This is a genomic window from Acidovorax sp. GW821-FHT10E03 (assembly GCF_059415205.1).
This window is the reverse complement of sequence record NZ_JBWKMU010000002.1, coordinates 299,370-323,761: the sequence shown is the minus strand read 5'-3', so window position 1 is coordinate 323,761 and position 24,392 is coordinate 299,370. Positions and strand designations below refer to the sequence as shown.

Sequence of the window (24,392 nt, the reverse complement as noted above, 5' to 3'; positions counted from 1 at the left end):
ATGACCGAACACGCACCCCTCATCCTCGACGTGGCTGGCAAAGAGCTGACCAGCGCTGACCGCCGCCGCCTCGCGCACCCGCTGACCGGCGGCATCATCCTGTTTGCCCGCAACTGGGAGAACCGCGCGCAGCTGCTGCAGTTCACGAGCAGCATCAAGGCCGTGCGCGACGACCTGCTGATCTGCGTGGACCACGAAGGCGGCCGCGTGCAGCGCTTTCGCACCGATGGCTTCACGCACCTGCCGCCGATGCGCGCGCTGGGCGACATGTGGATGGACGACGGCAAGGGTGCCAGGGCCGTGCCCGGCAGCGGCGCGCTGCGTGCGACCAATGCGGCCACGGCGGCGGGCTATGTGCTGGGCGCCGAGCTGCGCGCCTGCGGTGTGGACTTCAGCTTCACGCCCGTGCTCGACCTCGATTGGGGTGAAAGCGGTGTGATCGGCGACCGCGCCTTTCACCGCGACCCGCGCGTGGTGGCGCTGCTCGCCAAGAGCCTCATGCATGGTCTGCTGCAGGCCGGCATGGCCAACTGCGGCAAGCACTTCCCCGGGCACGGCTTCGTCAAGGCCGACTCGCACACCGAGGTACCCGTGGACAAGCGCAGCCTCAAGGCCATCCTGGCCGACGACGCCGCCCCGTACCCCTGGCTCAGCAGCACGCTCACCAGCGTGATGCCGGCCCATGTGATCTACCCCAAGGTCGACAGCCGCCCCGCGGGTTTCTCGCAGCGCTGGCTGCAGGACATCCTGCGCCGCCAGATGCGCTTTGATGGCGCGATCTTCAGCGACGACCTCAGCATGGAAGGCGCACGCCGCCTGGACGGCCAGGTGGTCGGCTACACCGATGCGGCCGTGGCGGCGCTCCAGGCCGGCTGCGACCTCGTGCTGCTGTGCAACCAGAGCGTGGGCGATGGCCGCGCGGTGGATGAACTCATCGCCGGCCTGGACCAGGCCCGCGCCCAGGGCCGCTGGCAGCCGAGCGTGGACAGCGAGTCCCGCCGCCTGGCGCTGCTGCCCGAAACCTTGCCCCAGGCGTGGGACGAGCTGATGTACCAGCCCGCCTACCTGCAGGCGCTCGACCTGCTGCCCTGACGCAGAGCAACCGCTTTCGCGCGGCCCGGCGCAGGGCCGTGCCGCGCCCGGTTGGTTGCGCTATGGCGTGTTGAAAGGCCCGGGCGTGACCGGTGGCGGGGCCGCCGGCGCACTTTCCGCGGCATGCGCAGCGCTGGCGGGGGGCGCGGGCGGCGGTGGCACCCCCTGGAATCTGCGCACCACCCGCTGAAACACCAACGCATTCGGAATCTGCAGCCAGGCCACCTGCCCCGCTGCTGCGCCATGGTCCTCCAGCGTGGTGTACAGCAGGTTGATGTCCACCACCCGGCCCTTGGCGCCCGGTTTCTCCGCGGTGTCCAGCACCTCGATGTAGTCGCCGATGCGAAAGGGCCGTACCGTGAAGATGAGCAGCGCGCAGAACAGGTTGGAGAGCACGCTCCACGCGGCAAAGAACGCCACGGCGCCCACCGTGGCGAAGCCCGTGAATGCCGTCCAGAGCACGGTGGCGGACACTCCCATGCGCTCGAGCACCAGCAGCAGGGCGCCCGCCACGATGAACCAGCGGATGAGCCCGTTCATGGGCACGACCAGCTCGTCGGGCACCTGGTAGTGCGCACTGGCGCGGCGCACGATGCGGCGCAGCATGCGCTGCAGCAGCCAGGCGACAAACAGGATCAGCAGGATCTGCGTGCCGGGGATGATGACCTCCAGCCAGTCCTGCACCCAGTCGGGCAGGCGGGCCTTCAGGATTTGCATGCGCGAAACGGCGGTGCGCGCGCTGCGCTCGGTGGCGTCGAACGAGAAGGCGGAAAAGAAACTCAATTGCGCAATTGCTCCACGGTGTCCATCTGCATTTCAAAGCTGAAGAAGCGGTTGCGGCCCTGGGCCTTGGCGGCATACAGGGCCTGGTCGGCCCGCATGATCATGCTTTCGGCATTGGTGCTGTCGTCGGGCACGCAGGTGGTGATGCCACCCGACAGTGTCAGGATGCTGCCCAGTGGCGAATCCGCATGCGGTATGGCGCGGACCTTGAGCAGCTGCGCCAATGCCCTTGCAAAGGTCATCGCGCCCGAGCGCGGCGTGTTCGGCAGGATGAGTGCGAATTCCTCGCCGCCATAGCGCGAAGCCACATCCCGGGGGCGCACGCAGACCTCGCGCAGCAGGCGGCCCACCTCTTTCAGGCAGGCATCGCCCTGCACATGCCCGCTGGCATCGTTGAAGAGCTTGAAGTGGTCCAGGTCGCACAGCATCAGCGTGAGCGGCGTGGCATCGCGGCGTGCGGCCAGGATCTCGTTGTGCAGGATGCGGTCGAAGCCGCGGCGGTTGACCAGGCCGGTCAGCGCGTCGACCTCGACCATTTCGTTGAGGCGCTGGTTGGCCAGGTGCAGCTCGGCCGATACCGACACGAGCCTGCGGCGCATGTCCAGCAGCCGCCGCATGGCCCGCAGCTTGGCCATCAGCACGATGGGCCTCACGGGCTTGACCAGGTAGTCATCGCCCCCCACTTCGATGCCGCGCCAGACGTCGAGCTCGTTGTCCAGGCCCGACAGGAAGATGATGGGCGTCCAGTCGCCGGCCTCGCTCTCGCGCATCTGCTGCGCCACCCAATAGCCATCCTTGCCGGGCAGCTTGATGTCCAGCAGCACCAGGTCGGGCCGGTGGGCCTTGAACAGGTGCAGTGCCGCGCTGCCCTCCGGGGCCTCGAAGATGGCGGACACGCCCGCGCGCCGCAGTTCGGCCACCAGCGCGGCCCGCACGGAGCCCTGGTCCTCGACCACCAGCACCGAAAAGCCTGCGCCCGCGGGCAGTGGCGCGTTGGCCGGATAAGGGGCGGTGCTGGAGATGAATGGCACGGTGGCTCCTGGTGTGTCCTGTGAAACGGCGCGATCAGGCGGACGTGGCGGCCGGGCGCTGCGGATGCGGTCTCAGGACTCCCGGCGCAGCGCTGGGAAAAGAATCACGTCGCGGATGCTGGGGCTGTCGGTCAGCAGCATCATGAGGCGGTCGATGCCGATGCCGCAACCCCCCGTGGGGGGCATGCCGTATTCCAGCGCCCGCACGAAGTCATGGTCGTAGAACATGGCCTCGTCGTCGCCGCTGTCCTTGGCGGCCACCTGGGCATGGAAACGCGCGGCCTGGTCTTCGGCATCGTTCAGCTCGCTGAAGCCGTTGCCGAACTCGCGGCCCGTGATGTACAGCTCGAAACGCTCGGTGACCTCGGGACGGGCATCGTTGGCGCGTGCCAGTGGCGAGATCTCGGTCGGGTGCTCCATGATGAACGTAGGCTGCCAGAGCTTGTCTTCCACCGTTTCTTCGAAATACAGCACCTGCAGGCTGGCCAGCGTGCGTGCCGAGAGCTTGTCCTTCTCCTCGGTCATGCCCAGCTTCTTGAGCGCGCTGACCAGCCACGCGGCATCGTCCACGTGGGCGCCGGCTTCGGTGTACTGGAAGATCGCTTCGCGGATGGTCAGGCGCGCGAACGGCTGCGTCAGGTCCACGGCGCGGCCCTGGTAGGTCATTTGCAGCGAGCCCGTGGCCTTGAGCGCCACTTCGCGGATCAGCGTCTCGGTGAAGTCCATCAGGTCCAGGTAGTTCCAGTACGCCGCGTAGAACTCCATCATGGTGAACTCGGGGTTGTGGCGCACCGAGATGCCCTCGTTGCGGTAGCTGCGGTTGATCTCGAACACCCGCTCGAAACCGCCCACGATCAGGCGCTTCAGGTACAGCTCGGGCGCGATGCGCAGGTACATCTCCTGCTCCAGCGCGTTGTGGTGCGTGACGAACGGCTTGGCATTGGCGCCGCCCGGGATGGGGTGCAGCATGGGCGTTTCGACTTCAAGGAAGCCGTGGCCCACCATGAACTCGCGCAGGCCGCTCACCGCCTTGCTGCGCGCCATGAAGCGCTTGCGGGCCTGCTCGTCGGTGATCAGGTCCACATAGCGCTGGCGGTACTTCTGCTCCTGATCGGCCATGCCGTGGAACTTGTCGGGCAGGGGGCGCAGGCTCTTGGTCAAGAGGCGCAGGCCGGTCACCTTGACCGACAGCTCGCCCGTCTTGGTCTTCATGAGCGTGCCTTCGGCGCCCACGATGTCGCCCAGGTCCCAGTGCTTGAAGGCGGCATACAGCTCTTCGCCCACGGCGTCGCGGGTCACGTAAAGCTGGATGCGCCCGCCCACATCGCCCAGCGAACCATCCTGCACCGTGGCAAAACTGGCCTTGCCCATGACGCGCTTGAGCATCATGCGGCCGGCCACCGAGACGTTCACCGGCGTGGCTTCCAGGGCCTCGTTCGTGGCAGCGCTGTGCTCCAGGTGCAACTGGGCGGCCTTGTGGCCGGGCTTGAAGTTGTTGGGGAAGGCAACACCACCGCCGTTGGCCTGGGCCTCGCGCAGAGCGCGGAGCTTTTCGCGGCGCTCGGCGATGAGCTGGTTTTCGTCCTGGGGAGCGGGGGCGTGGTTTTGGTCTGACATAGGTGCCGTCGGTGCGGGGGCGTGAATTTTGGGGCTGGGTTCAGCCAAACCCCTGATTTTATCGGCTACGGGGTGCCGACTGGTCCTTATCCCCTGGACGGGCGGTCGCTCCACAGCGCGGATGCCGTTCCGGCGATGATCTTCAGGTCGGTCCAGAGCGTGTGCGAGCGGGCGTAGTCGGCGGCGTAGCGGAGCTTGACGGGCAGGATCTGCTCCACGTAAGTGCGCTCCGGATCGCCGCTCTGGCCCAGCAAGGTGCTTTCGTCGCGGAATTCGATGGAGGCGCGGTCTGTGATGCCCGGCCGCACGCTGAGCACCAGTTCCCGCACGGAATCCGGGTAGAGCGCGACATAGTGCGGCACCTCAGGCCGGGGGCCGACGAGGCTCATGTGGCCCAGCAGCACGTTGAAAAGCTGGGGCAATTCATCGATCTTGGTGCGCCGCAGCCAGTGGCCGGCCCGGGTAATGCGGGCATCGGCCCCTACGGTAATCGCCGGGCCAGCAGCTTCGGCGCGCGGGTGCATGGTGCGGAACTTGTAGATGCGGAACAACCTGCCTGCGCGGCCCACGCGCTGCTGGCGAAAGAATGCTGGACCGGGCGAATCCCGCACCACCCACAGTGCCACGGCCAGCAGCACGGGGGCGAGCAGCAGCAAGCCGAGGGCAGCAAAGAAAAGGTCGAACAGCCGCTTGGGCATGTCAGCGCAGCACCTCGTGCAGCGCTGCAATCACGCGGTCCTGGTCGCTGTCACTCATGGCGGTGAACAAGGGGATGCTGATCATGGCCTGGTAGGCTGCATCGGCCTGGGGGAACATCTCCGGCGTGAGCTGATAGCGGTCCCGCCAGTACGGGTGCCGGTGCAGCGGCACATAGTGCACGCTGGTGCCGATGCCCCGGCCCGACAGCGCCTGGATGACCTCGTCACGCCCCAGTGGTGCGTCCGCTCGCAGCCGGATGACATACAGGTGCCACGCATGGGTGTCGCCGTGTGGCGCATCGGCTGGCAATATCAGCGGAAGGGGCGCCAGCTGATCGTGGTAGCGGCTTGCAAGGGTTTGACGCCGCTGCACAAACTGTGGCAGCCGTGCCAGCTGCTCCACGCCCATGGCGGCGGCAACGTCCGTCATGTTGTATTTGAAGCCTGGCGCGACCACCTCGTAGTACCAAGCCGGGGTTTTGGAGGTGAAGCGGTCAAACGCATCCCGGCTCATGCCATGCAGGCGCATGGTACGCATGCGCTGCGCAAGCGCCGGGTCGTGTGTGACGGCCATGCCGCCTTCGCCGGTAGTGATGGTCTTGTTGGCGTAGAAGCTGAACACCGTGACATCGGACTGCAACTGCCCCACCAGCGTGCCGCGCCAGGTGGTGGGCAAGGCGTGGGCCGCGTCTTCCACCACCTTCAGGTGATGTTCTTTGGCGATGGCCAGGATGGCGTCCATGTCGCAGGCCAGGCCCCCGTAGTGCACGGGCACGATGGCTTTGGTGCGAGGTGTGATGGCTGCGCGCACCTTGGCCGGGTCGATATTGAGGGTCACCGGGTCCACGTCCACCAGTACCGGGTCGGCACCCAGGTAGCGCACCACCTCCACGGTGGCGGTGAAGGTCAGTGTGGGCGCGATCACTTCGTCGCCGGGGCCGATGCCCAGGGCCTCCAGCGCGAGGTGCAGGCCCGCCGTGGCGGAGTTGACGGCGATGCTCTGCAGACCACCGCCGCCCAGGAAGGCGGTGAATGCCTGCTCAAACTCTTTGGTCTTGGGCCCGGTCGTGACCCACCCCGAGCGCATGGCCGCGCTGACGGCATCGATTTCTGCCGGCCCGATGTCGGGGCGGGCGAACGGGAGAAAGGGCAGGTCGGCGGGGGAGTTCATGGGCATTGTGGTGCGTGCTAAAAGGGCCAGAGCGAGGCCGCGCTCAGCGTGGCTTTACGGCCCAGGTTAGGCGGTGGGTGCGCAGAAACCACAGCAGTGCGGATGCTGGCGCAATCGCTGGCGCGGGCAGGCGTCGTGCCAGCGGAGGTGCCAGCGTAACGCGGCGGGAGTGTATCTGTGCCCCGGGAAACAGGATGCTCAGTTCGCGCAGTGGAATGCCCTGTACATCGCTGTTGGCGGGGTTGTTGACGACAAAGTCATAGACGAGAACACCGCCGCCGGGCGCGACCCATTGCCAGATCACGTCGGCCAGATGGCGGCGATAGCCCTCGTCGAGCAAGGAGCTGAAGAGTGTGAACGCCAGCACGGCATCCTGGCTGGCGGGCTGCACCGGGGCCAAGGCGGCATCGCCTTCGGCAATGGCCACGCCCGCTGGTAGCAAGGCGCGCGCTGCGGCGGCACGTTCTGGAAGAAGCTCCAGGCCCGTCAGGCAAGCGGGCGTGGCGCCCAGCCGCACCAGATCGTGCAGATTGCCCGCACTCCCACAGCCAACCTCCAGCATGGGCCGCTGGGCCAGGCTGCTCCAGCCGTGGGCCCGCCAGATGCGTGCCATGGCGCGCAGGCGCTCCTGCTGCACCTGCAGCGCCGCAGCGTTGGCATACAGGCTGTAGCGCGCTTCGTCGGCCACTGTGTCGCGCCGGGCGTAGCGGGCCTTGACGGCCTGGGGTTCGTTGTCGGTCATCGGGTGATGCGTGCAAAGTCGGACGAAGGGGCGCGCGAGCGCGCAATGTCCCACAGTCCTCGCCAGGTGCCCAGGCCGTAGCCCACATGAAACGCCGCAATCGTCGCCGGGAGGCGGGGCAGCAGCCCCCAGTTGCGGGCCGATCGGGCTGCCGCCACCGATGCCGCCAGAAGATAGGTTGCGTAGGCGAGGCCCAGCGCGGCCCCGGGCCAAGCGGACCAGGGCAACACCACGGCGCTGGCCACCGCGCTGGCCACAAATGCTGCAGGCACCAGCTGCCGCACGGAGCCTGGCTGCCCATGTTTGCGCATCACAAAAGGCCGCCAGTAGCCGTACTGCCGTTGTTGCGCGAACAGGTGCCGCAGCGAATTGCGCGGGTGGTAGGTGGAATGGATGAGCCGACTCTGCCAGATGCGTGCCCCCCCCAGGCGCATGCGCAGGTTGTGCTCGTCGTCCTGGTTGCGCACCAAGGCTTCGTCAAACAGTCCGAACCGGTCAAACACGCTGCGGGGCCAGCATCCCAGGTAGACGGTGTCCACCTCGCCTTCGTACTGGTCATCGCGCGAGCGCGCTCCTCCCACCACCCAGCGGCACTGGAAGGCGGCGGCGATGGCGGCCCCGGTGGGGCCCGTTCCTTGGGCGACCCACGGGCCGCCCACGTTGTCAGCGCGGGTGCATTCGAGCGCCTCGATGCACTGCGCAAGGTAGTCGGGGGCAAACTGGCTGTGCACGTCCATGCGGGCAATGGTGCAGCCCCGTGCGCGGGCAATGCAGGCGTTGAGTCCGGTGGACACAATGCGGCCGGGGTTGTCCACCAGGACGAGCCTGGGGTCTGCAGCACAGCGCTGCATCAGGTGTTCGCGCGTGCCGTCATCGCTGTCGCCGTCGGCAATCAGCACTTCCATGCGCCAGCCTGCGGGCAGTTCTTGGAGCAGGGCGGAGTCGCAGAAAGCGTCGATGTGCTGGCGCTCATTGCGGCACGGCACGATGACGCTGATCAATGTGTCCAATTCAGGGCCTTTGGGCATGGGGTTCAAGGTGTACGGAGCAACTGCTGGTACAGCGCGTGCATGCGGTTCATCTGTACCGCGCGGTCGCCGTCCAGGGCGATGCGGGTGGCATTGTGCAGGCCGGCTTGTTCCGCCAGGGTGTCGTTGGCGATCAGGGCTTCCAGCCGGGCGGCGAGCGCTGTGGCGCTCCCCGCCTCAACCAGCCACTGCGGGTCGATCCAGTGCCGGTTGGCCTGCAGTTCGCTGGCGACCACCGCGAGGCCACACGCCATGCTCTCCAGCATGGCGACGGATGTTGCGTCGCTGCTGGGCACCGAGACAGATATCTTGCCTTCGCCCAGTACCCGGGTCATGCCCGCATCATCGAGTCGGCCGTGGAACTGCACCTTGTTGTCCAGCTGCGCCTTGTGCACCTGGCTGCGCAGGGCGCTTTCCATGCTGCCTCCTCCGAGCAGGTGCAAGCGCAGGTCGGCCGAGGGCAACCGCGCCTGCAGAAGAGCGAATGCCTCGATGATGGTGTCGATGTTGTAGTTGGGTTCCCAGGCGCGCAGGCTCACCAGCTGGCTGCCTTGCTTGTGGCTCCAGGGAACGGGGTGGAAGCGCTGCAGTTCCACCCCCCAGTGGATTTCCTCGGTGGTGCAGCGGGGTCGGAATTGGGCCACTGCGCTCATCAGGCTGGCGGAGTCGCCGGTGATGAGGTCGGCCTGGCGCAGTATCCAGCCGGTCAGCCAGCGCATCCAGGCGCTCTTGCCGGGGGTCACCAACAGGTCGCTTCCCCAGGCGGTCATTACCACCGGATGTTTGCCGCAACGTGCGGCCAGATAGCCGTAGGAGGTGACGTAATGGGCATGCAGGAGGTCGGGGGCCAGTTCGGCCACGTGGCGCCTGGTTTCCCGGACACGGAACAGCCAGTCGAGCGAGCGGTGCACGGGCCGGATGGCCCGCACGGTGACGCCATCGATGGACGCGGGGCGTGCCGTGATCAGCGAAACGCGGTAGCCACGCTGGAGCATTTCCCGCGCCCACCGCTGAACATGGGGGCTGGTGGCATCACCCAGGAGGCACAGGTGTGTTGCCATGTCAGATTGTCCGCGTCCAGGATTCGTAGTGCGGACGCAGTTCTGGATGCTGCGAAAGCAGGCGCTCATCCTGTTCGCGCACGTCGCCGATCTGGCGCGCCGGGACCCCCGCCACGATAGCGAAGTCGGGCACTTCGCCGCGCACCTGCGAGTAGGCACACACCACCACCCCCTTGCCGATGCGCGTGCCGGCTTCGATCAGGCTGTGGGGGCCGATGAAGGTGTAGGCGCCGATCTCGATGGGCGCGCTGATGTAGCCAGGCTTGGAGCCCTCGTGGACTGCGTAGCCGCTGCCCAGGAGGCGAATGGCGCGGTGGGAGCTGTGCGTCACGATGCTGACGAAGTTGGTGATCTGGACCCCTTGCCCAATCTGCAGGCCCGCTGTGGCGTCGATGAAATTGAATTGGCCGATGAACACGTGGTCTGCCAGCCGCAGTGCATGCTCCCCCTCGATGCAGGTGCTGGGGGCGATGCGGGTGTGTGGCAGAGGCTGGCCGAGGTGGTTGCTTTCCCCGAAGACGATGCGATGGAGCAGCGCATGCCAGAGGCGGCGGCGCCATCGGTTAAACACGGCTCTCATGGGGCACCTCCCTCCAGTTCGCCAACACCCAGAAATAATAGGCAAAGTAGGCCAGCATGCTCGCTGACACGCCCCATCCGGCACCTTGCAGGCCGCCCAGGTACAGGCCCAGCAGCAGTCCGGCGAAGAAAAGGCATTGTCCGATCAATGCCAGGCGCAGCGCCCAGGCCTGTGCATTCCAGGCCATGGTGACCACGGCAAGGGGTGACGCCACGAAGTGCAGGGCGATGTACGGGGCGATGGCCCGTGCAAGTTCCCCTGTCTGGGCCCATCTTGCCCCAAAGGCCAGGGCGAAAATATCCGGCCCCCAGAGGAGAAGGATCGCCGCGAGCGGGCAGGCCAGGGCAGCGAGCCCCAGCATGGCCCGGCGCACCAGCGCCCGGGCGTCGCCAGGGCTCTCTGCCTTCAGAAGGCGCGGGTACAGGGTTTGCGACAGCGCACCCCCGACGAGGGTTGCCGGGGCCTTGAGATAGCGCAGTGCCAAGGCCCAGAACCCCGCTGAGGCGTCCCCTGTCCACGCTGCCACCAGCACCAGCGTGAGCGTATCCTGCAGCGCACCCATGAACGCGTGTGGCGTGTTGAGCAGGGGGAAGTCCTTGTGCTGCAGGGCCATGGACCGCAGCCTGGCAAGGGGCTGGCGCCACATGGCCGTCCAGCCCCCGGCTGGCGCCGGCCGGGCCAGCATCCAAGCCCCTCCCAGGCTGGCCAGCGTGGCCCCGAGCACCAGGCCCAGGGGGCCGGCCTTCAGCAGGCCGAGCACGAGCTGCAGGATGGCGCCCCCACCTTGCTGCAGCAGCCTTGCCGCCGACAGCAGTCCAAAACGCTGCGACCGGGTGGCCCACATGGTGAGCCATTGCATGGCGCCGCCCGCCAGCACCGCGAAGGGCAGTGCCCAGGCCATCGGCATGCGTTGCCAGAGCATGAGCACGGCAGCGGTTGCGGCGGAAGCCGCCGTCACCGCGAGCAGCACGCGCGCGCACAAAGCCATGAGTTCGGCAGCCCGTGGCTCCGTGGGTTCGAGGGGGAGTGCGAATTCGTAGCGCGCGCAGCCGACCACCGCCATGTTGGTGGCCAACGCCCACAGCAGCGCGAACTGCCCGAAGGCCTCCGGGCTGTACAGGCGCGTGAGCGCCGGGCCCAGCACGAGTGGAATGGCGTGGGCCGCAACGCTGCCCGTGAGCAGGGTCAGCGTTGCCCGCAGGAGTCCCGGCTTCATGGCAGTGCTTGTGTTTCAGGACGGTAGCCCGGCACCAGCTGGCCCAGCAGGGCCGTCATGGCGGCCCGATCGCCATCGCGCGCGGCCTGCTGCAGTGACTGCAGCAGGGCCTGCAGTTCGGCCCAGGGGCGAAACTCCTCGCGGGCCCGCAGTATGCGGGGGTGGACGGTGGGCAGCGGGTTGTCTCCAATCAGCAGCTCTTCGAAGAGTTTCTCGCCGGGGCGCAATCCCGTGAAGACGATTTCGATGTCGCCCTCGGGGTGCTGGTCGTCGCGCACTGTCAGGCCCGACAGGGCCACCATGCGTTGCGCGAGGTCCAGGATCTGTAGCGGCTCGCCCATGTCCAGCAGGAATACGTCGCCCCCGTCCGCCATCGTCCCCGCCTGCAGCACGAGCTGGGCCGCTTCGGCGATGGTCATGAAATAGCGCGTGACATCGGGATGCGTCACCGTGAGGGGGCCGCCGGCCGCGATCTGCTGGCGGAACAGCGGTATCACGCTGCCGCTGGAGCCCAGCACATTGCCAAAGCGCACCATGGACAGGCGTGTCGGGCATCTCCAGCCCGGTGGGCTTTCGGCCGAGAGCCCGAAAGGCATGCGCTGGGACGCCGCGACGGCTTGCAGCACCATTTCTGCCACACGCTTGGTGGCGCCCATGATGTTGGTGGGGCGAACAGCCTTGTCTGTGGAAATCAGGACGAAGTGGCGAGCGCCATGCTTCAGCGCGACCTGCACCATATTGAGCGTGCCGAACACGTTGTTCAGGATGCCTTCGCCCGGATTGGCTTCCACCATGGGCACGTGCTTGTAGGCGGCTGCGTGGTAGATGGAGGTGGGGCTGTACTGCTGGCAGATGTCGTCCATGCGCTGCTTCTGGTTGACGCTGGCGAGCAGGGGTACCAGGGCGCACTGGTGCGCGCCCTGGTGGGCGAGCGCCTGCAGCTCGTGGTGAATGGAATACAGCGCATATTCGCTGTGATCCACGAGCAGCAGCTGGCGGGGGCCCTCGCGCACGATCTGCCGGCACAGTTCGCTGCCGATGCTGCCGCCGGCGCCGGTGACCATCACCACGGCGCTCTCGAGATCGCGCCCCAGCAAGCCAGGGTCCGGGGCCACCGGTTCGCGGCCCAGCAGGTCCTCGATCTCGAGGTCCTGGAAGTCGGTGACCGTGACCCGGCCGCTGGCGAGGTCCGACAGGCCGGGCAGGGTGCGTATCCGAACGGGCAATTGGCGCAGGCTTTCGATGATCTGCCGGCGCCGCAGGCGCGTGGTGCTGGGCAGTGCCAGCAGCACATCGGTGATCGCGAGCCGGCGCGCCACCTCGGGCAGTGCAGTGGGGGAATGCACCCGCACTCCGTTGATGCTGCGTCCGACCTTGCTCGGATCGTCATCAACAAAGCCCTTGAGCACGTACTGGCGCATGGCGCCCAGTCCCGCTGCGGTCTGGGCGCCAGCGCTGCCGGCTCCGTAGATCAGCAGGCGGTAGGGGGCATGGCTGCTGTGGCCGGCCAGCGCCAGCCACCCCAGTGCGCGGCTGGAGCCCACCAGGAGCATGAACAGCAGAGGCTGCAGAATGCCGACGCTGCGTGGCACGCCTTCCCATTGCGCTGCCAGGAGGCAGCCCAGCAGGAGTGCTCCATAGATGGCCACCGCCTTGCCGGTGGTGATGAGTGCCGTGATTCCTGTGTAGCGGAATATCGCGCGGTACAGCCCCAGTTTGGCGAAAATGGGAAACGCCAGGGCCGGGGCCAGTGCATACGCGAGCCACTGCATGCCTTCGGGCCAGTGCGGTGTCTCCAGCCTCAGCGTGAAGGCGAGCCACATGGCGACGAGGCCCAGGCAAACGTCCATCGCCACCACCACAACGCGCTTGGCTGCGCGCGACCAGCCCAGGATGCGGTTCAGCATGGGCGTTCAAAGGGGAGGCTGGGTGGGATGGCGGTGGGTTTGCGGCTCATTGTGTTGGCGCGATCCCCGTGCGCTCGAGCACGTCCCCGACCAGCTCCAGCCGCACCAGCGGGTTGTCCAGTTCCATCAGGCGCTGCTTGAGTTCCAGGGGCACGGGCAGCAGTTCGCACCAGCGGTTGGCCACCCATCCGCAGTCGTCCAGCTGCGCAGCCGTCGGGATGATCGCGGTCGGGGTGTCCGGGTCACGCTGGTGCAGGGTGTGGAGCACCTGCGCCAGCGCCGTCGCGGCCTTCTTCAGATCCTCTGGCACCGCGACGGTCAGGTCCTGGTCGATATGCCCCACATCGGCGATCCACAGGCCATGGGGCAGGTGGCTGCGCTGGGTGATGCGAAAGCGCTGGCCGCCGCGGCACAGCAACGTGATCAGGCCGGGCTGCGGCGTGTCGATCTGCTCGATGACCGCCAGGGTGCCCACGTCGTTGAATTGCTCTTCGGGCGCGCCGGCCTGACGCACTTCGCGGCCTTGCGTGAGGGCCACCACGCCAAAAGGCGCACCGGCCTGATGGCATTTGCGCACCATGTCCAGGTAGCGCACCTCGAACACGCGCAGGGCCAGCACACCGCCCGGGAACAGCACGGAACCCAGGGGGAAAAGGGGCAAGGATGACAGGGTGAGGGGTTGTGTCATGAATGGGGGAATGCCTTGGCCCGCTATCATCCCATGGCGCAGCCTGCTTTCGCAGCGGCCCCTTGCTTTTGTCTCATCCATGCTCTACCAGATCGCCTCATTCCTGCTCGACGTTGTTGGTGGCCTGCTCACGGGGGCCTGCTTGCTGCGCCTGTATATGCAATGGCAGCGCATCCCGTTCTCCAACCCTGTCGGCGGGCTGGTTTTTGCACTGACGGACTGGCTGGTCATGCCGCTGCGCAAGGTGATTCGGCCCGTGGGGCGCTGGGATGTGTCAAGCCTCGTCGCGGCCGCGCTGTTGCAACTGCTGCAGTATTTCCTGCTCACGCTCCTGCTGGGCGCGGCGTCCGCATGGGCGTGGCTGCCGTGGCTTGCCTTGTTCGGGCTGGCGCGTGTGGCGGTGTCGGGGCTGATCGGCCTCCTGATCGTCCATGCCGTGATGTCCTGGGTGCAGGCACGGTCGCAACTCTCGGACGTGATCGCCCGGCTGTGCGAACCGGTGTTGCGGCCATTTCGCCGCATCATCCCGCTGGTCGGAGGGATCGATCTGTCGCCCCTGGCCGTGCTGGTGCTGCTGCAGGTGGCCATGATCGTGCTGGGCCATCTGCAGGCCAGCGTGATGAGGTAACCCCCCCTGAGTCGCCTTCGGCGCCTTCCCCCTCAAGGGGATGAGGGGGACGCGGGCCTCGCTGCGGGGCAGCCCTTCCTTGCCCTCGCTGGCAGGCACCGCGCCGGTATCAACGGCTGCGTGCTGTGCGGGGGCTGATTAAATATGCCTCTAGCGCTTATGTGGTAAGCGCTGACAGCTATCAAAAAAGAAGCATCCCTCTCGTGGAGCACCTTTGCGGACCCGCTGTCCCGCAGATGACTTACATCACTGCGTCGGCGGGCAGACGCTGCAGCATGGCCAGGCTGCTGGCCACGGTGTTGCGCAGTTCGCGGCGGTCGCAGATGAAGTCCACGGCGCCCTTGGTCTGCAGGAACTCGGCGCGCTGAAAGCCCTCGGGCAGGGTCACGCGCACGGTGGATTCGATCACGCGCGGGCCGGCAAAGCCGATCAGGGCCTTGGGCTCGGCGATCACGATGTCGCCCACGAAGGCAAAGCCCGCGCTCACGCCGCCCATGGTCGGATCGGTCAGCACGCTGATGTAGGGCAGGCCCTTCTTGGCCAGGCGGGTCAGGGCGGCATTGGTCTTGGCCATCTGCATCAGCGACAGCAGGCCTTCCTGCATGCGCGCGCCGCCGGTGGCGGTGAAGCAGATGAAAGGCACTTTCTGTTCGATGGCGGTTTCCACGCCCCGCACGAAGCGCTCGCCCACCACGGAGCCCATGGAGCCGCCCATGAAGTCGAACTCGAAGCACGCGGCCACCACGTTGATGCTCTTGACCGCGCCGCCCATGACGATGAGGGCGTCGGTCTCGCCGGTGTTCTCCAGGGCTTCCTTCAGGCGCTCGGGGTATTTGCGGCTGTCCTTGAACTTGAGGGCGTCCACGGGCAGCACTTCCTGGCCGATTTCGTAGCGGCCTTCGGCATCCAGGAAGGCATTGAGCCGCGCGCGGGCGCCGATGCGGTGGTGGTGGCTGCAGTGGGGGCAGACGTTCTGGTTGTGCTCCAGATCGGCCTTGTAAAGCACCGTCTCGCAGCTCGGGCACTTGATCCACAGGCCTTCAGGCACCTGGCGGCGCTCGGTGGGGTCCGTTTGCTGGATCTTGGAGGGCAGAAGTTTTTCGAGCCAGGACATGGTTTTCCTCTGTATGAATGGGCCAGCAGCGGCGGCACGGCCTTGAAACTGGCGCGGCCCAAAGGCCACGGCTCCCGCGCAAGGGCCGCCCCGCCGTGCTGGGAGCGTCCCCCTTCCCGCGCGAAGCGCGAGAGAAGGGGGAAACGGCAAAGCCGCTCAGGGGGATGCTCTTTATTCTACGCGTCCAAAGCCTTGCGGATGCCGCGCAGGAAGTCGATGGTCAGGGGCACCACCTTGGCGTGTTCCTGGTCCTCGATGAGCTGGATGATGCGGCTGCCGATGACCACGGCATCCGCCACCTTGCCGATCGCCTGGGCCGTGGCCGCATCGCGGATGCCGAAGCCCACGCCCACGGGGATGGTCACATGCTGGCGGATGCGGGGCAGCATCTGCTCCACGGCCGAGGTGTCGAGCGCGCCCGAACCGGTCACGCCCTTGAGCGATACGTAGTACACATAGCCGCTGGCCACGCGCGCCACCTGGGCCATGCGTTCATCCGTGCTGGTGGGGGCCAGCAGGAAGATCAGGTCCATGCCGTGCGCGCGCAGGCTGGCCGCGAAGGCCTCGCATTCCTCGGGCGGGTAGTCCACGATGAGCACGCCATCGACACCGGCCTCGGCGCTGTCGCGCACAAAGGCGCCTGCGCCGTGGATCTGGTCATAGCGCTCCACCGGGTTCGCGTAGCCCATCAGCACCACGGGCGTGGTGCTGTTGCGCTTGCGGAACTCGCGCACGTGGTCCAGCACCTGCACCATGCCCACACCCAGGCCCAGCGCCTTTTCGCCCGCCTTCTGGATGACGGGGCCGTCGGCCATGGGGTCGGAGAAGGGCACGCCCAGTTCGATCACGTCGGCACCGGCCTCCACCATGCCGTGCATGAGGGCGGGCGTGATGTCGGCAAACGGAAAACCGGCGGTGACATAGGGAATCAGCGCCTTGCGGCCCTGGGCTTTCAGCTGTTCGAAAGTGGTGTCTATGCGGCTCATGGCTTGGCGTCTCCTGGGGCGCCCTTGACGGTCAGGCCGCGCATGGAGGGGCGGTCGTAGAAATCTTCTCCCGACAGGTCGGCCACGGTGCCGATGTCCTTGTCGCCCCGGCCCGAGAGGTTGACCAGGATGGACTGGTCGGGCCGCATCGTGGGCGCGAGCTTGAGGGCGTAGGCGAAGGCGTGGCTCGATTCCAGCGCCGGGATGATGCCTTCGGTGCGGCACAGGTGGTGGAAGGCGGACAGCGCTTCCTGGTCGGTGATGCCCACGTACTCGGCGCGTCCGATCTCCTGCAGCCATGCGTGCTCGGGACCTACGCCGGGGTAGTCCAGGCCCGCGCTGATGCTGTGCGTCTCGGTGATCTGGCCGTTGGCATCCTGCAGGATGAAGGTGCGGTTGCCGTGCAGCACGCCACTGGAGCCACGCTGCAGCGATGCCGAGTGCTTGCCGCTGTCCAGGCCTTCGCCGGCGGCCTCCACGCCGATCAGGCGCGTCTTCTCGAACGGGATGTACGGATGGAAGATGCCCATGGCATTGCTGCCGCCGCCCACGCAGGCGATCACGGCATCGGGCTGCTCGGCGGCGATCTTCTGCGCGGCGAGCATGGGGGGCATCTGTTCGATGGCTTCCTTGCCGATCACGCTCTGGAAATCGCGCACCATCATCGGGTAGGGGTGCGGGCCCGCCACCGTGCCGATGATGTAGAACGTGTTGTCCACATTGGCCACCCAGTCGCGCATGGCCTCGTTGAGCGCGTCCTTCAGGGTCTTGCTGCCCGACTCGACAGGCACGACGGTGGCGCCCAGCAGTTTCATGCGAAAGACGTTCGGGCTCTGGCGCTTCACGTCCTCGCTGCCCATGTAGACCACGCATTCCAGGCCGTAGCGCGCGCAGATCGTGGCTGTCGCCACGCCGTGCTGGCCCGCGCCCGTCTCGGCAATGATGCGCGGCTTGCCCATGCGCTTGGCGAGCATGGCCTGGCCGATCACGTTGTTGATCTTGTGGGCACCAGTGTGGTTGAGGTCTTCGCGCTTGAGGTAGATCTGCGCGCCGCTCGTTTCGCGGCTGGTGCGCGCGGCGTGGTACACGGGCGATGGGCGGCCCACGAAGTGCTTGAGCTCGTAGTGGAATTCTGCGAGGAACTCCGGGTCGTTCTGGTAGCGGGCGTACGCCTCGCGCAGTTCCTGGATGGCGTGGGTCAGTGTCTCGCTGACGAAGCTGCCGCCGTAGGAGCCGAAATGGCCTGAAGCATCAGGTTGCTGATAGGAATTCATGAGGGTTCTTTGCAAGTTGGACATCTGCCGCGCGCACGGCGGCGATGAACCGATGGATTTTTCCGGCGTCCTTGATGCCCTTCAGGGGCTTGCCATCGGGGCTGTTCGGGTCCGTGGCCTCGACGCCGGAGCTGACATCAACCGCCAGCGTCTTGCAACGCGGGCGGACTTGCAAAATGCCATCGGTCACGTTTGCAGGCGTGAGTCCACCAGACAAAACGAGGTGAGAGCCGACGCTTGGTGGAAGGAGTGACCAATTGAATGCCTTGCCGCCGCCGCCGTACCCCTCGACATGGGCGTCGAGCAGGATGGCTTGGGCGTGAGAGTAATCGTGGGCGTATTTTACGAGGTCGAAGCGGGCCGCTCCGTCGCCAAGGGGAATGCGCGCGGCCCGCAGGTAAGGCCGTGCCGCCTGGCCGGTGGCGGCCAGGCAATCCTCGGGCGTCTCGTCACCATGAAATTGTATGGTGGCGCCCGCTATCAAAGCGCTGGCAGCTATCACTTTGGGAGCGGTTTCATTCACGAAGAGCAAAACCGGCGTGACAAAAGGGGGCAGGCGCCTGGCCAGCTGTGCCGCGCGTTCGGGTGTCACGGCACGTGGGCTGGGCGCGTAGAGCACGAATCCGACGGCATCCGCGCCAGCCGCCACGGCCGCGTCGACGTCTTCTTCGCGGGTCAGGCCACAGATCTTGATGCGGGTGCGGGCCGGGGAGGGGACTTCTTTGGCTTTCATGGCAGCCAATCATACGCAGCCGTGCGCTGGGGCAGGCCCCACGAGGCGTCGTAGACAGGGCCTTGAAAATACAGTCCATCCGGAGAGAACGTGGGTGCCGCGGCGTCGCGCGATCTTGCCGCAAGTACCTGCGCTACCCACTGCGGAGGGTATTTGCCTTGGCCCACGGCCACCAGGCAGCCCATGATGTTGCGGATCATGTGGTGCAGGAACGCGTTGGCCTCGAACTCGAAGCGCCAGTAGCAGGAACTCCAACCCAGTTCCGGGTGCGGGGCGTTGAGGCCCCGGCGCGAGATATCGATGCGCTGCAGGGTCTTGACGGGCGACTTGGCCTGGCACGCGGATGCACGAAATGAGGTGAAGTCATGTTCGCCCAGCAGGTGGTCTGCGGCTTGGCGCATCGCATCGTGATGGAGCGGGTGGAATACCCATCCCACGCGCCCCGAGTCCACGCTGGGCCGCACGGGCGATTGCAGCAGCACATAGGCATAGCGCCGCGCGACTGCGCTGGCCCGGGCGTGAAAACTGTCCGGCACGGGCTGCGCCCATTGCACGGCAATGTCGGCAGGGAGGAAGGTATTGGTGCCGCGCACCCACGAAGCGCAGGGGCGGTTCAGTGGCGTGTCGAAGTGCACCACCTGCATCAGTCCATGGACGCCGGCATCCGTTCTGCCGGCGCACAGCGTGCTGACGGGGTGCGTAGCAAAGCGGCCCAGGGCCGCTTCGAGCTTGTCTTGAATGGTGTCGCCGGACAGCTGGCTTTGCCAGCCGCTGTAGGCCTGGCCGTTGTAGCTGACACCCAGCGCCACCCGGGTCATGGGGTGGCGGCCTGGGGGCGGGCGGGGGCGGCCTGCGGGGCGGGCCGCATCAACCCAGTTCGGCCAGCATGCGCTGGGCGCGGGTCTTGAGGGCGCCGCTGGACTCGGCAACCACTTCTTCGATCAGCGTGCGTGCACCATCCGTATCACCGATGGCATTGAACTCTTCGGCCAGCGCGAGCTTGGTGGCCAGTGGGTCGTCCTGCGCCGCCGCCGAGCCGTCGTCGCTCAATTCAGGGGTCGGCAGAGGGGCCTTGGCTGCGGGGGCCGCCATGGGCTTGGAGGGGGCGTTCAGGTCCAGCGACAGGTCGCCGAGGTCAAACTCCATCGGGCCGGAGTCCTGGGCATCCGCGGTGAGCGGCATGGGGCCCGAGGGTGCCATGCTCAGGTCGTCCGCCGAAGGAAAGTCCAGATTGGCCACGGGCGGAGGCGCCATCGTGCCCGAGGCTGGTGCCACGTCTGGCGCATTCCAGGCGGGAGCGGTCGCCGACGGCAACTCCGGCAGGTCCAGTTCAGGGCGCAGTGTCTGCGGCTCGTCGGCCGGGTCCGCTGCGCGGCGGGCACCGCCCGATGCCGCGGCCGCGGCCGCCGCTGCGGCAAATCCGCCGGGAGGTGCCGGGGCCACCGCTGGCGCATCGGTCAGCGCGTCGTCGGGCAGGTCCAGATCCAGGTCGAGGTCCAGGTCGGGGGGCAACGCAGCCGTCGCCGCCGCGCCGCCCACGCCCGTGAACGTGCTCGGGAATCCGCCTGGGGGCAGCGATGGCGACTCGTCCTCGGCCATGCCTGGGCGGCCGCCAGGCTGGTAAAGGCGGTTTTCGGGATCCAGATCGCGGCCAAGCTCGGCAATGCGGTTCCAGTCCGGGCCTTCGCCCTGGGTCAGCTTGAACACGTCCCCTGCCACCGCCTCCAGGGCCTTGCGGTCCTGGCGCTTGGCGTAGATCTCACCGAGCTTCACATGCACCGACACGCGGGCAGGGTTGTGGCGGATCGCCTCCTTGAGGATTTCCTCGGCCTGCAGGTCACGGCCATAGGCCAGGTACACGTCGGCTTCGGCCACAGGGTCCACGTCGCCGCCGGCATCGAGCTGGCTGGGTGAGTAGGCCATGGACGAGCCCGTGGTCATCTCGCTGTTGGCGGTATCGACGCGCTGCCCGCCGCTGGCGCCGAAGAACGAATCCGGCTGGATGCGGCTTTCCAGGAAGGAGCTGTCGACGCCCGCATTCTGGCGGCGGCGCTGAACCACGCGGTAGGCGCCATAGCCCAGCAGCAAGGCCAGGAGCCCGCCACCGGCGAGCGGCAGCAGCGGGTCGTCCATGAGGCCGGACAGGAAACCCGGCTCTTCAACTGGTGCGGGAGCCGGTGCGGGAACGCGGACTGGCTTCGCTGGCGCCGATGCGGCCGGAGCGGGTGCGGAGGCAGGCTCGGACGCGGCTTCCGCCGGCACGGCTGCATCTGCCGGCGCGCTGGCTGCGGGAGCAGGGGCTGGTGCCGGGGTTTCCGGCACGGCAGGGGCCGTGGGCGTGGCAGGAACGGCGGGTGCCTGCACTGCCACCGCGGCAGGAGCGCTGGCGGCGCCGGCGGGCGCCGGTGCGGCGCTGCCCGCAGCGGCCGACGCGGCGCCCAGCTTGTTGAGGTCCGTGATGTTCTTGGACAGCTCGGCCATGCGCGTGGCGGCCTCTCCGGCTTGCTTGTCCTTGGCGAGCTGGTCCTCGGCCGCCTTCTGGCCCTTGACGGAACCTTTGGACAGCGTGAGCTTGTCGGGCGCGGCCGTGGCAGGTTTCTTGTCCTCCACACGGGCCTGCACCGCGCCGGAGGCCGAGCGTTCTGCGGCGGCGACCGCGGCGGTGGGGGCGGCACCCGCCAGCTTGCGGCGGAATTCGTTGAAGTCCCGGGCCTGCGCGGCAAGGATCTGACGCGCCTCGGGTGCCGGCGTGGACTGCGCCGCAGCCTGGTCGGGCATCTGCAGGACCGCGCCAGCCTTCAGGCGGTTGACATTGCCCTGGATGAAAGCATCGGGGTTCGCGCGCATCATGGCGACCAGCATCTGGTCGAGGGACACGTCGGCGGGGCGGTGGGCGTTCGCAATGCGGCCCGCCGTGTCGCCTGCCTGCACCCTGACTCCATCGGCGGGGGCGGGGCGGGCGGCCACGGCTGGCGGACGCGGCGTCGGCGGTGCGGCAGGGGCCGCCGCTGCGGGAGATTCGCTGGCCCGCGGGGCGACCGGCGCGCGCACGGCAGGAGCCTGCTGGGTGGCCGGCGCAGGCAACTGCGGAGAGGCCGTCACCGCTGGCGCGGGACGGCGCAGCGCGGGCGGGTCGAACAGCATGGTGTAGCTGCGCACGATGCGGCCCGAGCCCCAGTTGGCGTCCAGCACCAGGTCGAGGAAGGGTTCGTTCACGGGCCGGCTGCTCGTCAGGCGCAGCACGGCCGTGCCATCCGGGCGGCGCTGCAGCTGGATCTGCAGATTGTTGATGGTGGGCGTGTATTCCATGCCCTGGGCGCGGAACACGTCCGGGGAGGCCGTGGTGGCCCGCAAGCTGTCCGCTTCGGCGGGAGTGATCTGGGGCAGGTCGATTTCGGCGCGCAGGGGCTCGCCCAGGGCAGACTGCACGGTGATGCGGCCCAGCGCCAGGGCCGAGGCGTCGCCCGCGTACAAGCCGGCCGACACTACGGCTGCCGCCGCCAGGGCAGAGAATTTCCAACGATGCATGTTTGCCAACAACTGAGTAGGTTTTTGTGCGGCTCGGTCGAGCGGTGCTTTTTTTCTCATGGTCTGGTCCCGCCCCGGCGCGTGAAAATATGTAAAAAGCACCATAGCATCAATGTTTTGCACTGACAAGCTGAGGTGGCGCCGAAGCTTTGAGAGGGGTCCTGGCGCCCCAACTTGGGGCGCCAAGATGTTGCCAATTGCCAACGTGGCGTAACTGAGTGTGTCAAGACCCTTGGTGCAAAAAAGCGGGCGCAGCCGGGGCTGCGCGCGCTTTTCGGGGGGCCGGAGTTCAGGCGTCGAGCAGGATGCGCAGCATGCGGCGCAGCGGTTCGGCCGCGCCCCACAGCAGCTGGTCGCCAATGGTGAACGCGCCGACATATTCAGGCCCCATGGCCAGCTTGCGGATGCGGCCCACGGGGATGTCCATGGTGCCGGTCACCGCCACGGGCGTCAGGTCCTTGATGGTGGCTTCCCGGGTGTTGGGCACGACCTTCACCCACTCGTTGTCGGCGGCGATCATTGCCTCCAGGTCCGCCAGGGGCACGTCCTTCTTCAGCTTGAAGGTCAGCGCCTGGCTATGGCAGCGCATGGCGCCCACGCGCACGCAGAAGCCGTCCACCGGCACGGCGGGGGCGCTGAAGCCCTCGCCCTGGCCCAGGATCTTGTTGGTTTCCGCCATGCCCTTCCATTCTTCCTTGGACATGCCGTTGCCCAGGTCCTTGTCGATCCAGGGGATCAGGCTGCCGCCCAGCGGCACGCCGAAGTTGGCGGTTTCAGCGCCCGTCAGGGCGCGTTGCTTGGCGATCACCTTGCGGTCGATTTCCAGGATGGCGCTCTTGGGGTCATCGAGCAGGGCCTTCACTTCGGCGTTGAGTGTGCCGTACTGCGTGAGCAGCTCGCGCATGTGCTGCGCGCCGCCGCCGGAGGCCGCCTGGTAGGTTTGCGTGCTCATCCATTCCACGAGACCCGCCTTGTACAGGGCGCTTACGCCCATCAGCATGCAGCTCACGGTGCAGTTGCCGCCAATCCAGTCCTTGCCGCCCTGGGCCAGGGCGTTCTTGATCACGGGCATGTTGACCGGGTCCAGCACGATGACGGCGTTCTTCTCCATGCGCAGGGAGGAGGCGGCGTCGATCCAGTGGCCGTTCCAGCCAGCGGCGCGCAGCTTGGGATAGACCTCGTTGGTGTAGTCGCCGCCCTGGGCGGTGATGATGATTTCGCAGCGCTTGAGGGCCTCGATGTCGAACGCGTCCTGCAGGGTGCTCTCGTTCCTTGCCTGCGCGGGAGCCTTGCCGCCTGCGTTCGAGGTGGAGAAGAACATCGGCTCGATCAGGTCGAAATCCTTCTCCTGCGCCATGCGGTCCATCAGGACCGAGCCGACCATTCCGCGCCAGCCAACCAACCCTACCAACTTGCTCATTTCAAACGCCCTTTCTAAATAAGAAACAGTGCCAGACCGGACTGCTCGCCTGGCTCGTCTGGCCAGGGAGGGCGCACGACGAACCAGGCTGAGTCAGCCCTTAATGGTCGTGGTTTTGGTGATGGTTGCGCGCGCAGCCACACCGGCCGGGGCGGCGGGTGCGATGTTCAGGGCGAACGGGCGGGCGGCAAACATAGGCGAATATTGTACCGGATACGGCCTGGATCCGGGTGCGCCGGCGGCCCTGCGGCGCGCGCCCTCCGTGGGCGGCGCAAAAAGAGCCCGCCCAGCCGGGCTGGCCGCGCGCCACGCCGGTGCGGCGGTCTACAGTGCTGCCTTTGCCTCCTTTGTTCAATTTGAAAGTAGAAATGCAAGTCATCGTTGTAGGGTCAGGCAAGCTGGCCAAGGAGCTTCTGGGGGCGCTGCCTGCCCGTGGCGAAGCGCAGGTTTTGCCATGGGCCGGTGAGGGGCCGCGTGCAGAAAAATCTGTCGTGCTGCATGCCGGTTCCGGCAGGGAGCTGGAGGCTGCCTGCGCCTTTTGCGAATCCACGCACTCCCCGTTGGTGGAACTGGCCACCGGGTCCGGGCTGGAAGGGCGTGTGGTGGGTTTTCCGGTCGTCCTGTGTCCGAACACCAACATCCTCATGCTCAAGTTCATGGCCATGCTGGAGCGCAGCGGGCCTCTGTTTCGCGGCTACCGCACCGGGCTGACCGAATCCCACCAGGCCCAGAAGTCCTCGGTGCCGGGCACGGCCGTCAGCATGGCGCAGGCGCTGGGCCTGGCGCCGGGGGACATCCGGTCCGTGCGCGATGCCGGGGTGCAACGGGACGTGCTGCACATTCCCCAGGAGCATCTCGCCCGCCACGCTTACCACCGGGTGCTGATCGAGGATGGCGCGTGCAGCGTGACGCTGGAAACCCGTGTCTATGGCGATGCACCGTATGCGGAGGGTGTCGCGCACATCGTGGCGGCCGTGCGCGAGCGGCCGCTGGAAAACCGGTGCTATTCCATCATGGAGTTCATCGACAACGCGTGGGTGTAGGCGGCACGCGGGCGCCACAACAATAAAAAAGCGCCGGAGGACCGGCGCTTTT

At 67.1% G+C, this 24,392-nt stretch carries 22 protein-coding genes; 3 read left to right on the top strand and 19 right to left on the bottom strand.

What is annotated here, in order from left to right; all coding sequences use genetic code 11:
- Positions 1–1,092 (top strand): beta-N-acetylhexosaminidase, encoded by a 1,092-nt coding sequence (gene nagZ / locus AC07OD_RS04645; RefSeq protein WP_494595370.1) that lies wholly within the window; start codon positions 1–3, stop codon positions 1,090–1,092.
- Positions 1,093–1,152: 60 nt separating this feature from the next.
- Here the strand turns inward: nagZ and AC07OD_RS04640 are convergent, their stop codons facing one another.
- The 12 genes from AC07OD_RS04640 to AC07OD_RS04585 form a co-directional block, all read right to left on the bottom strand.
- On the bottom strand, positions 1,153–1,809 hold the full coding sequence (locus AC07OD_RS04640) for a mechanosensitive ion channel family protein (RefSeq protein ID WP_218295818.1): 657 nt from the start codon (positions 1,807–1,809) through the stop codon (positions 1,153–1,155).
- A 62-nt stretch (positions 1,810–1,871) separates the two neighbouring features.
- Positions 1,872–2,897, bottom strand: a complete 1,026-nt coding sequence (locus AC07OD_RS04635) for a GGDEF domain-containing protein (RefSeq protein WP_369643777.1) — start codon at positions 2,895–2,897, stop codon at positions 1,872–1,874.
- An 81-nt stretch (positions 2,898–2,978) separates the two neighbouring features.
- Positions 2,979–4,523, bottom strand: coding sequence for a lysine--tRNA ligase (lysS, locus tag AC07OD_RS04630; RefSeq protein WP_218295584.1), 1,545 nt, complete (start codon positions 4,521–4,523; stop codon positions 2,979–2,981).
- An 86-nt stretch (positions 4,524–4,609) separates the two neighbouring features.
- Entirely contained in the window at positions 4,610–5,221 is a 612-nt protein-coding gene (locus AC07OD_RS04625) for a sugar transferase (RefSeq protein WP_494595369.1), read from the bottom strand.
- A gap of 1 nt (position 5,222) precedes the next feature.
- On the bottom strand, positions 5,223–6,392 hold the full coding sequence (locus AC07OD_RS04620; RefSeq protein WP_494595367.1) for a DegT/DnrJ/EryC1/StrS family aminotransferase: 1,170 nt from the start codon (positions 6,390–6,392) through the stop codon (positions 5,223–5,225).
- A 43-nt stretch (positions 6,393–6,435) separates the two neighbouring features.
- Positions 6,436–7,134, bottom strand: a complete 699-nt coding sequence (locus tag AC07OD_RS04615; protein ID WP_494595365.1) for a methyltransferase domain-containing protein — start codon at positions 7,132–7,134, stop codon at positions 6,436–6,438.
- On the bottom strand, positions 7,131–8,162 hold the full coding sequence (locus tag AC07OD_RS04610) for a glycosyltransferase family 2 protein (RefSeq protein WP_494595363.1): 1,032 nt from the start codon (positions 8,160–8,162) through the stop codon (positions 7,131–7,133). Before AC07OD_RS04610 ends, AC07OD_RS04615 begins: the two co-directional genes overlap by 4 nt.
- Positions 8,163–8,167: 5 nt before the next feature.
- Positions 8,168–9,223: a glycosyltransferase gene (locus tag AC07OD_RS04605; protein ID WP_494595361.1), complete on the bottom strand. Its 1,056-nt coding sequence runs from the start codon at positions 9,221–9,223 to the stop codon at positions 8,168–8,170.
- A gap of 1 nt (position 9,224) precedes the next feature.
- Positions 9,225–9,803, bottom strand: coding sequence for an acyltransferase (locus tag AC07OD_RS04600; RefSeq protein ID WP_218295578.1), 579 nt, complete (start codon positions 9,801–9,803; stop codon positions 9,225–9,227).
- Positions 9,787–11,019 (bottom strand): lipopolysaccharide biosynthesis protein, encoded by a 1,233-nt coding sequence (locus AC07OD_RS04595; protein ID WP_218295577.1) that lies wholly within the window; start codon positions 11,017–11,019, stop codon positions 9,787–9,789. The genes AC07OD_RS04600 and AC07OD_RS04595 overlap by 17 nt, the downstream gene beginning before the upstream one ends.
- The gene (locus AC07OD_RS04590) at positions 11,016–12,926 is read right to left on the bottom strand and encodes a polysaccharide biosynthesis protein (RefSeq protein WP_492253631.1); all 1,911 of its coding nucleotides are present in this window, start codon (positions 12,924–12,926) and stop codon (positions 11,016–11,018) included. Before AC07OD_RS04590 ends, AC07OD_RS04595 begins: the two co-directional genes overlap by 4 nt.
- 46 nt (positions 12,927–12,972) lie before the next feature.
- Positions 12,973–13,614 carry an LON peptidase substrate-binding domain-containing protein gene (locus AC07OD_RS04585; RefSeq protein ID WP_218295575.1) on the bottom strand — a complete coding sequence of 214 codons (642 nt, stop codon included), beginning with the start codon at positions 13,612–13,614 and terminating at the stop codon, positions 12,973–12,975.
- 79 nt (positions 13,615–13,693) lie between these two features.
- Here AC07OD_RS04585 and AC07OD_RS04580 point away from each other — a divergent pair, with 79 nt between their 5' ends.
- On the top strand, positions 13,694–14,242 hold the full coding sequence (locus tag AC07OD_RS04580) for a YggT family protein (RefSeq protein ID WP_218295574.1): 549 nt from the start codon (positions 13,694–13,696) through the stop codon (positions 14,240–14,242).
- Between the two features lie 241 nt (positions 14,243–14,483).
- Here AC07OD_RS04580 and accD read toward each other — a convergent pair whose 3' ends face one another.
- The 7 genes from accD to asd all read right to left on the bottom strand — a co-directional run bounded on the left by accD (position 14,484) and on the right by asd (position 23,297).
- Positions 14,484–15,356, bottom strand: coding sequence for an acetyl-CoA carboxylase, carboxyltransferase subunit beta (gene accD / locus AC07OD_RS04575; protein WP_218295573.1), 873 nt, complete (start codon positions 15,354–15,356; stop codon positions 14,484–14,486).
- 176 nt (positions 15,357–15,532) lie between these two features.
- The gene (trpA, locus tag AC07OD_RS04570; RefSeq protein WP_218295572.1) at positions 15,533–16,342 is read right to left on the bottom strand and encodes a tryptophan synthase subunit alpha; all 810 of its coding nucleotides are present in this window, start codon (positions 16,340–16,342) and stop codon (positions 15,533–15,535) included.
- The gene (gene trpB, locus AC07OD_RS04565) at positions 16,339–17,616 is read right to left on the bottom strand and encodes a tryptophan synthase subunit beta (protein ID WP_494595358.1); all 1,278 of its coding nucleotides are present in this window, start codon (positions 17,614–17,616) and stop codon (positions 16,339–16,341) included. Before trpB ends, trpA begins: the two co-directional genes overlap by 4 nt.
- A complete protein-coding gene (locus AC07OD_RS04560) occupies positions 17,594–18,349 on the bottom strand; it encodes a phosphoribosylanthranilate isomerase (protein WP_494595356.1) in 756 nt (251 codons plus the stop codon). Before AC07OD_RS04560 ends, trpB begins: the two co-directional genes overlap by 23 nt.
- On the bottom strand, positions 18,346–19,167 hold the full coding sequence (gene truA / locus AC07OD_RS04555; RefSeq protein ID WP_218340120.1) for a tRNA pseudouridine(38-40) synthase TruA: 822 nt from the start codon (positions 19,165–19,167) through the stop codon (positions 18,346–18,348). Before truA ends, AC07OD_RS04560 begins: the two co-directional genes overlap by 4 nt.
- A 49-nt stretch (positions 19,168–19,216) precedes the next feature.
- Complete coding sequence (locus AC07OD_RS04550; protein ID WP_494595354.1) at positions 19,217–21,877, bottom strand: motility hub landmark protein FimV; 2,661 nt, start codon at positions 21,875–21,877, stop codon at positions 19,217–19,219.
- A 289-nt stretch (positions 21,878–22,166) separates the two neighbouring features.
- Complete coding sequence (gene asd / locus AC07OD_RS04545) at positions 22,167–23,297, bottom strand: aspartate-semialdehyde dehydrogenase (RefSeq protein ID WP_494595352.1); 1,131 nt, start codon at positions 23,295–23,297, stop codon at positions 22,167–22,169.
- 368 nt (positions 23,298–23,665) lie between these two features.
- Between asd and AC07OD_RS04540 the strand changes: the two genes are divergently transcribed.
- A complete protein-coding gene (locus AC07OD_RS04540; protein ID WP_494595351.1) occupies positions 23,666–24,340 on the top strand; it encodes a dihydrodipicolinate reductase in 675 nt (224 codons plus the stop codon).
- The last annotated feature ends 52 nt before the right edge of the window (positions 24,341–24,392 follow it).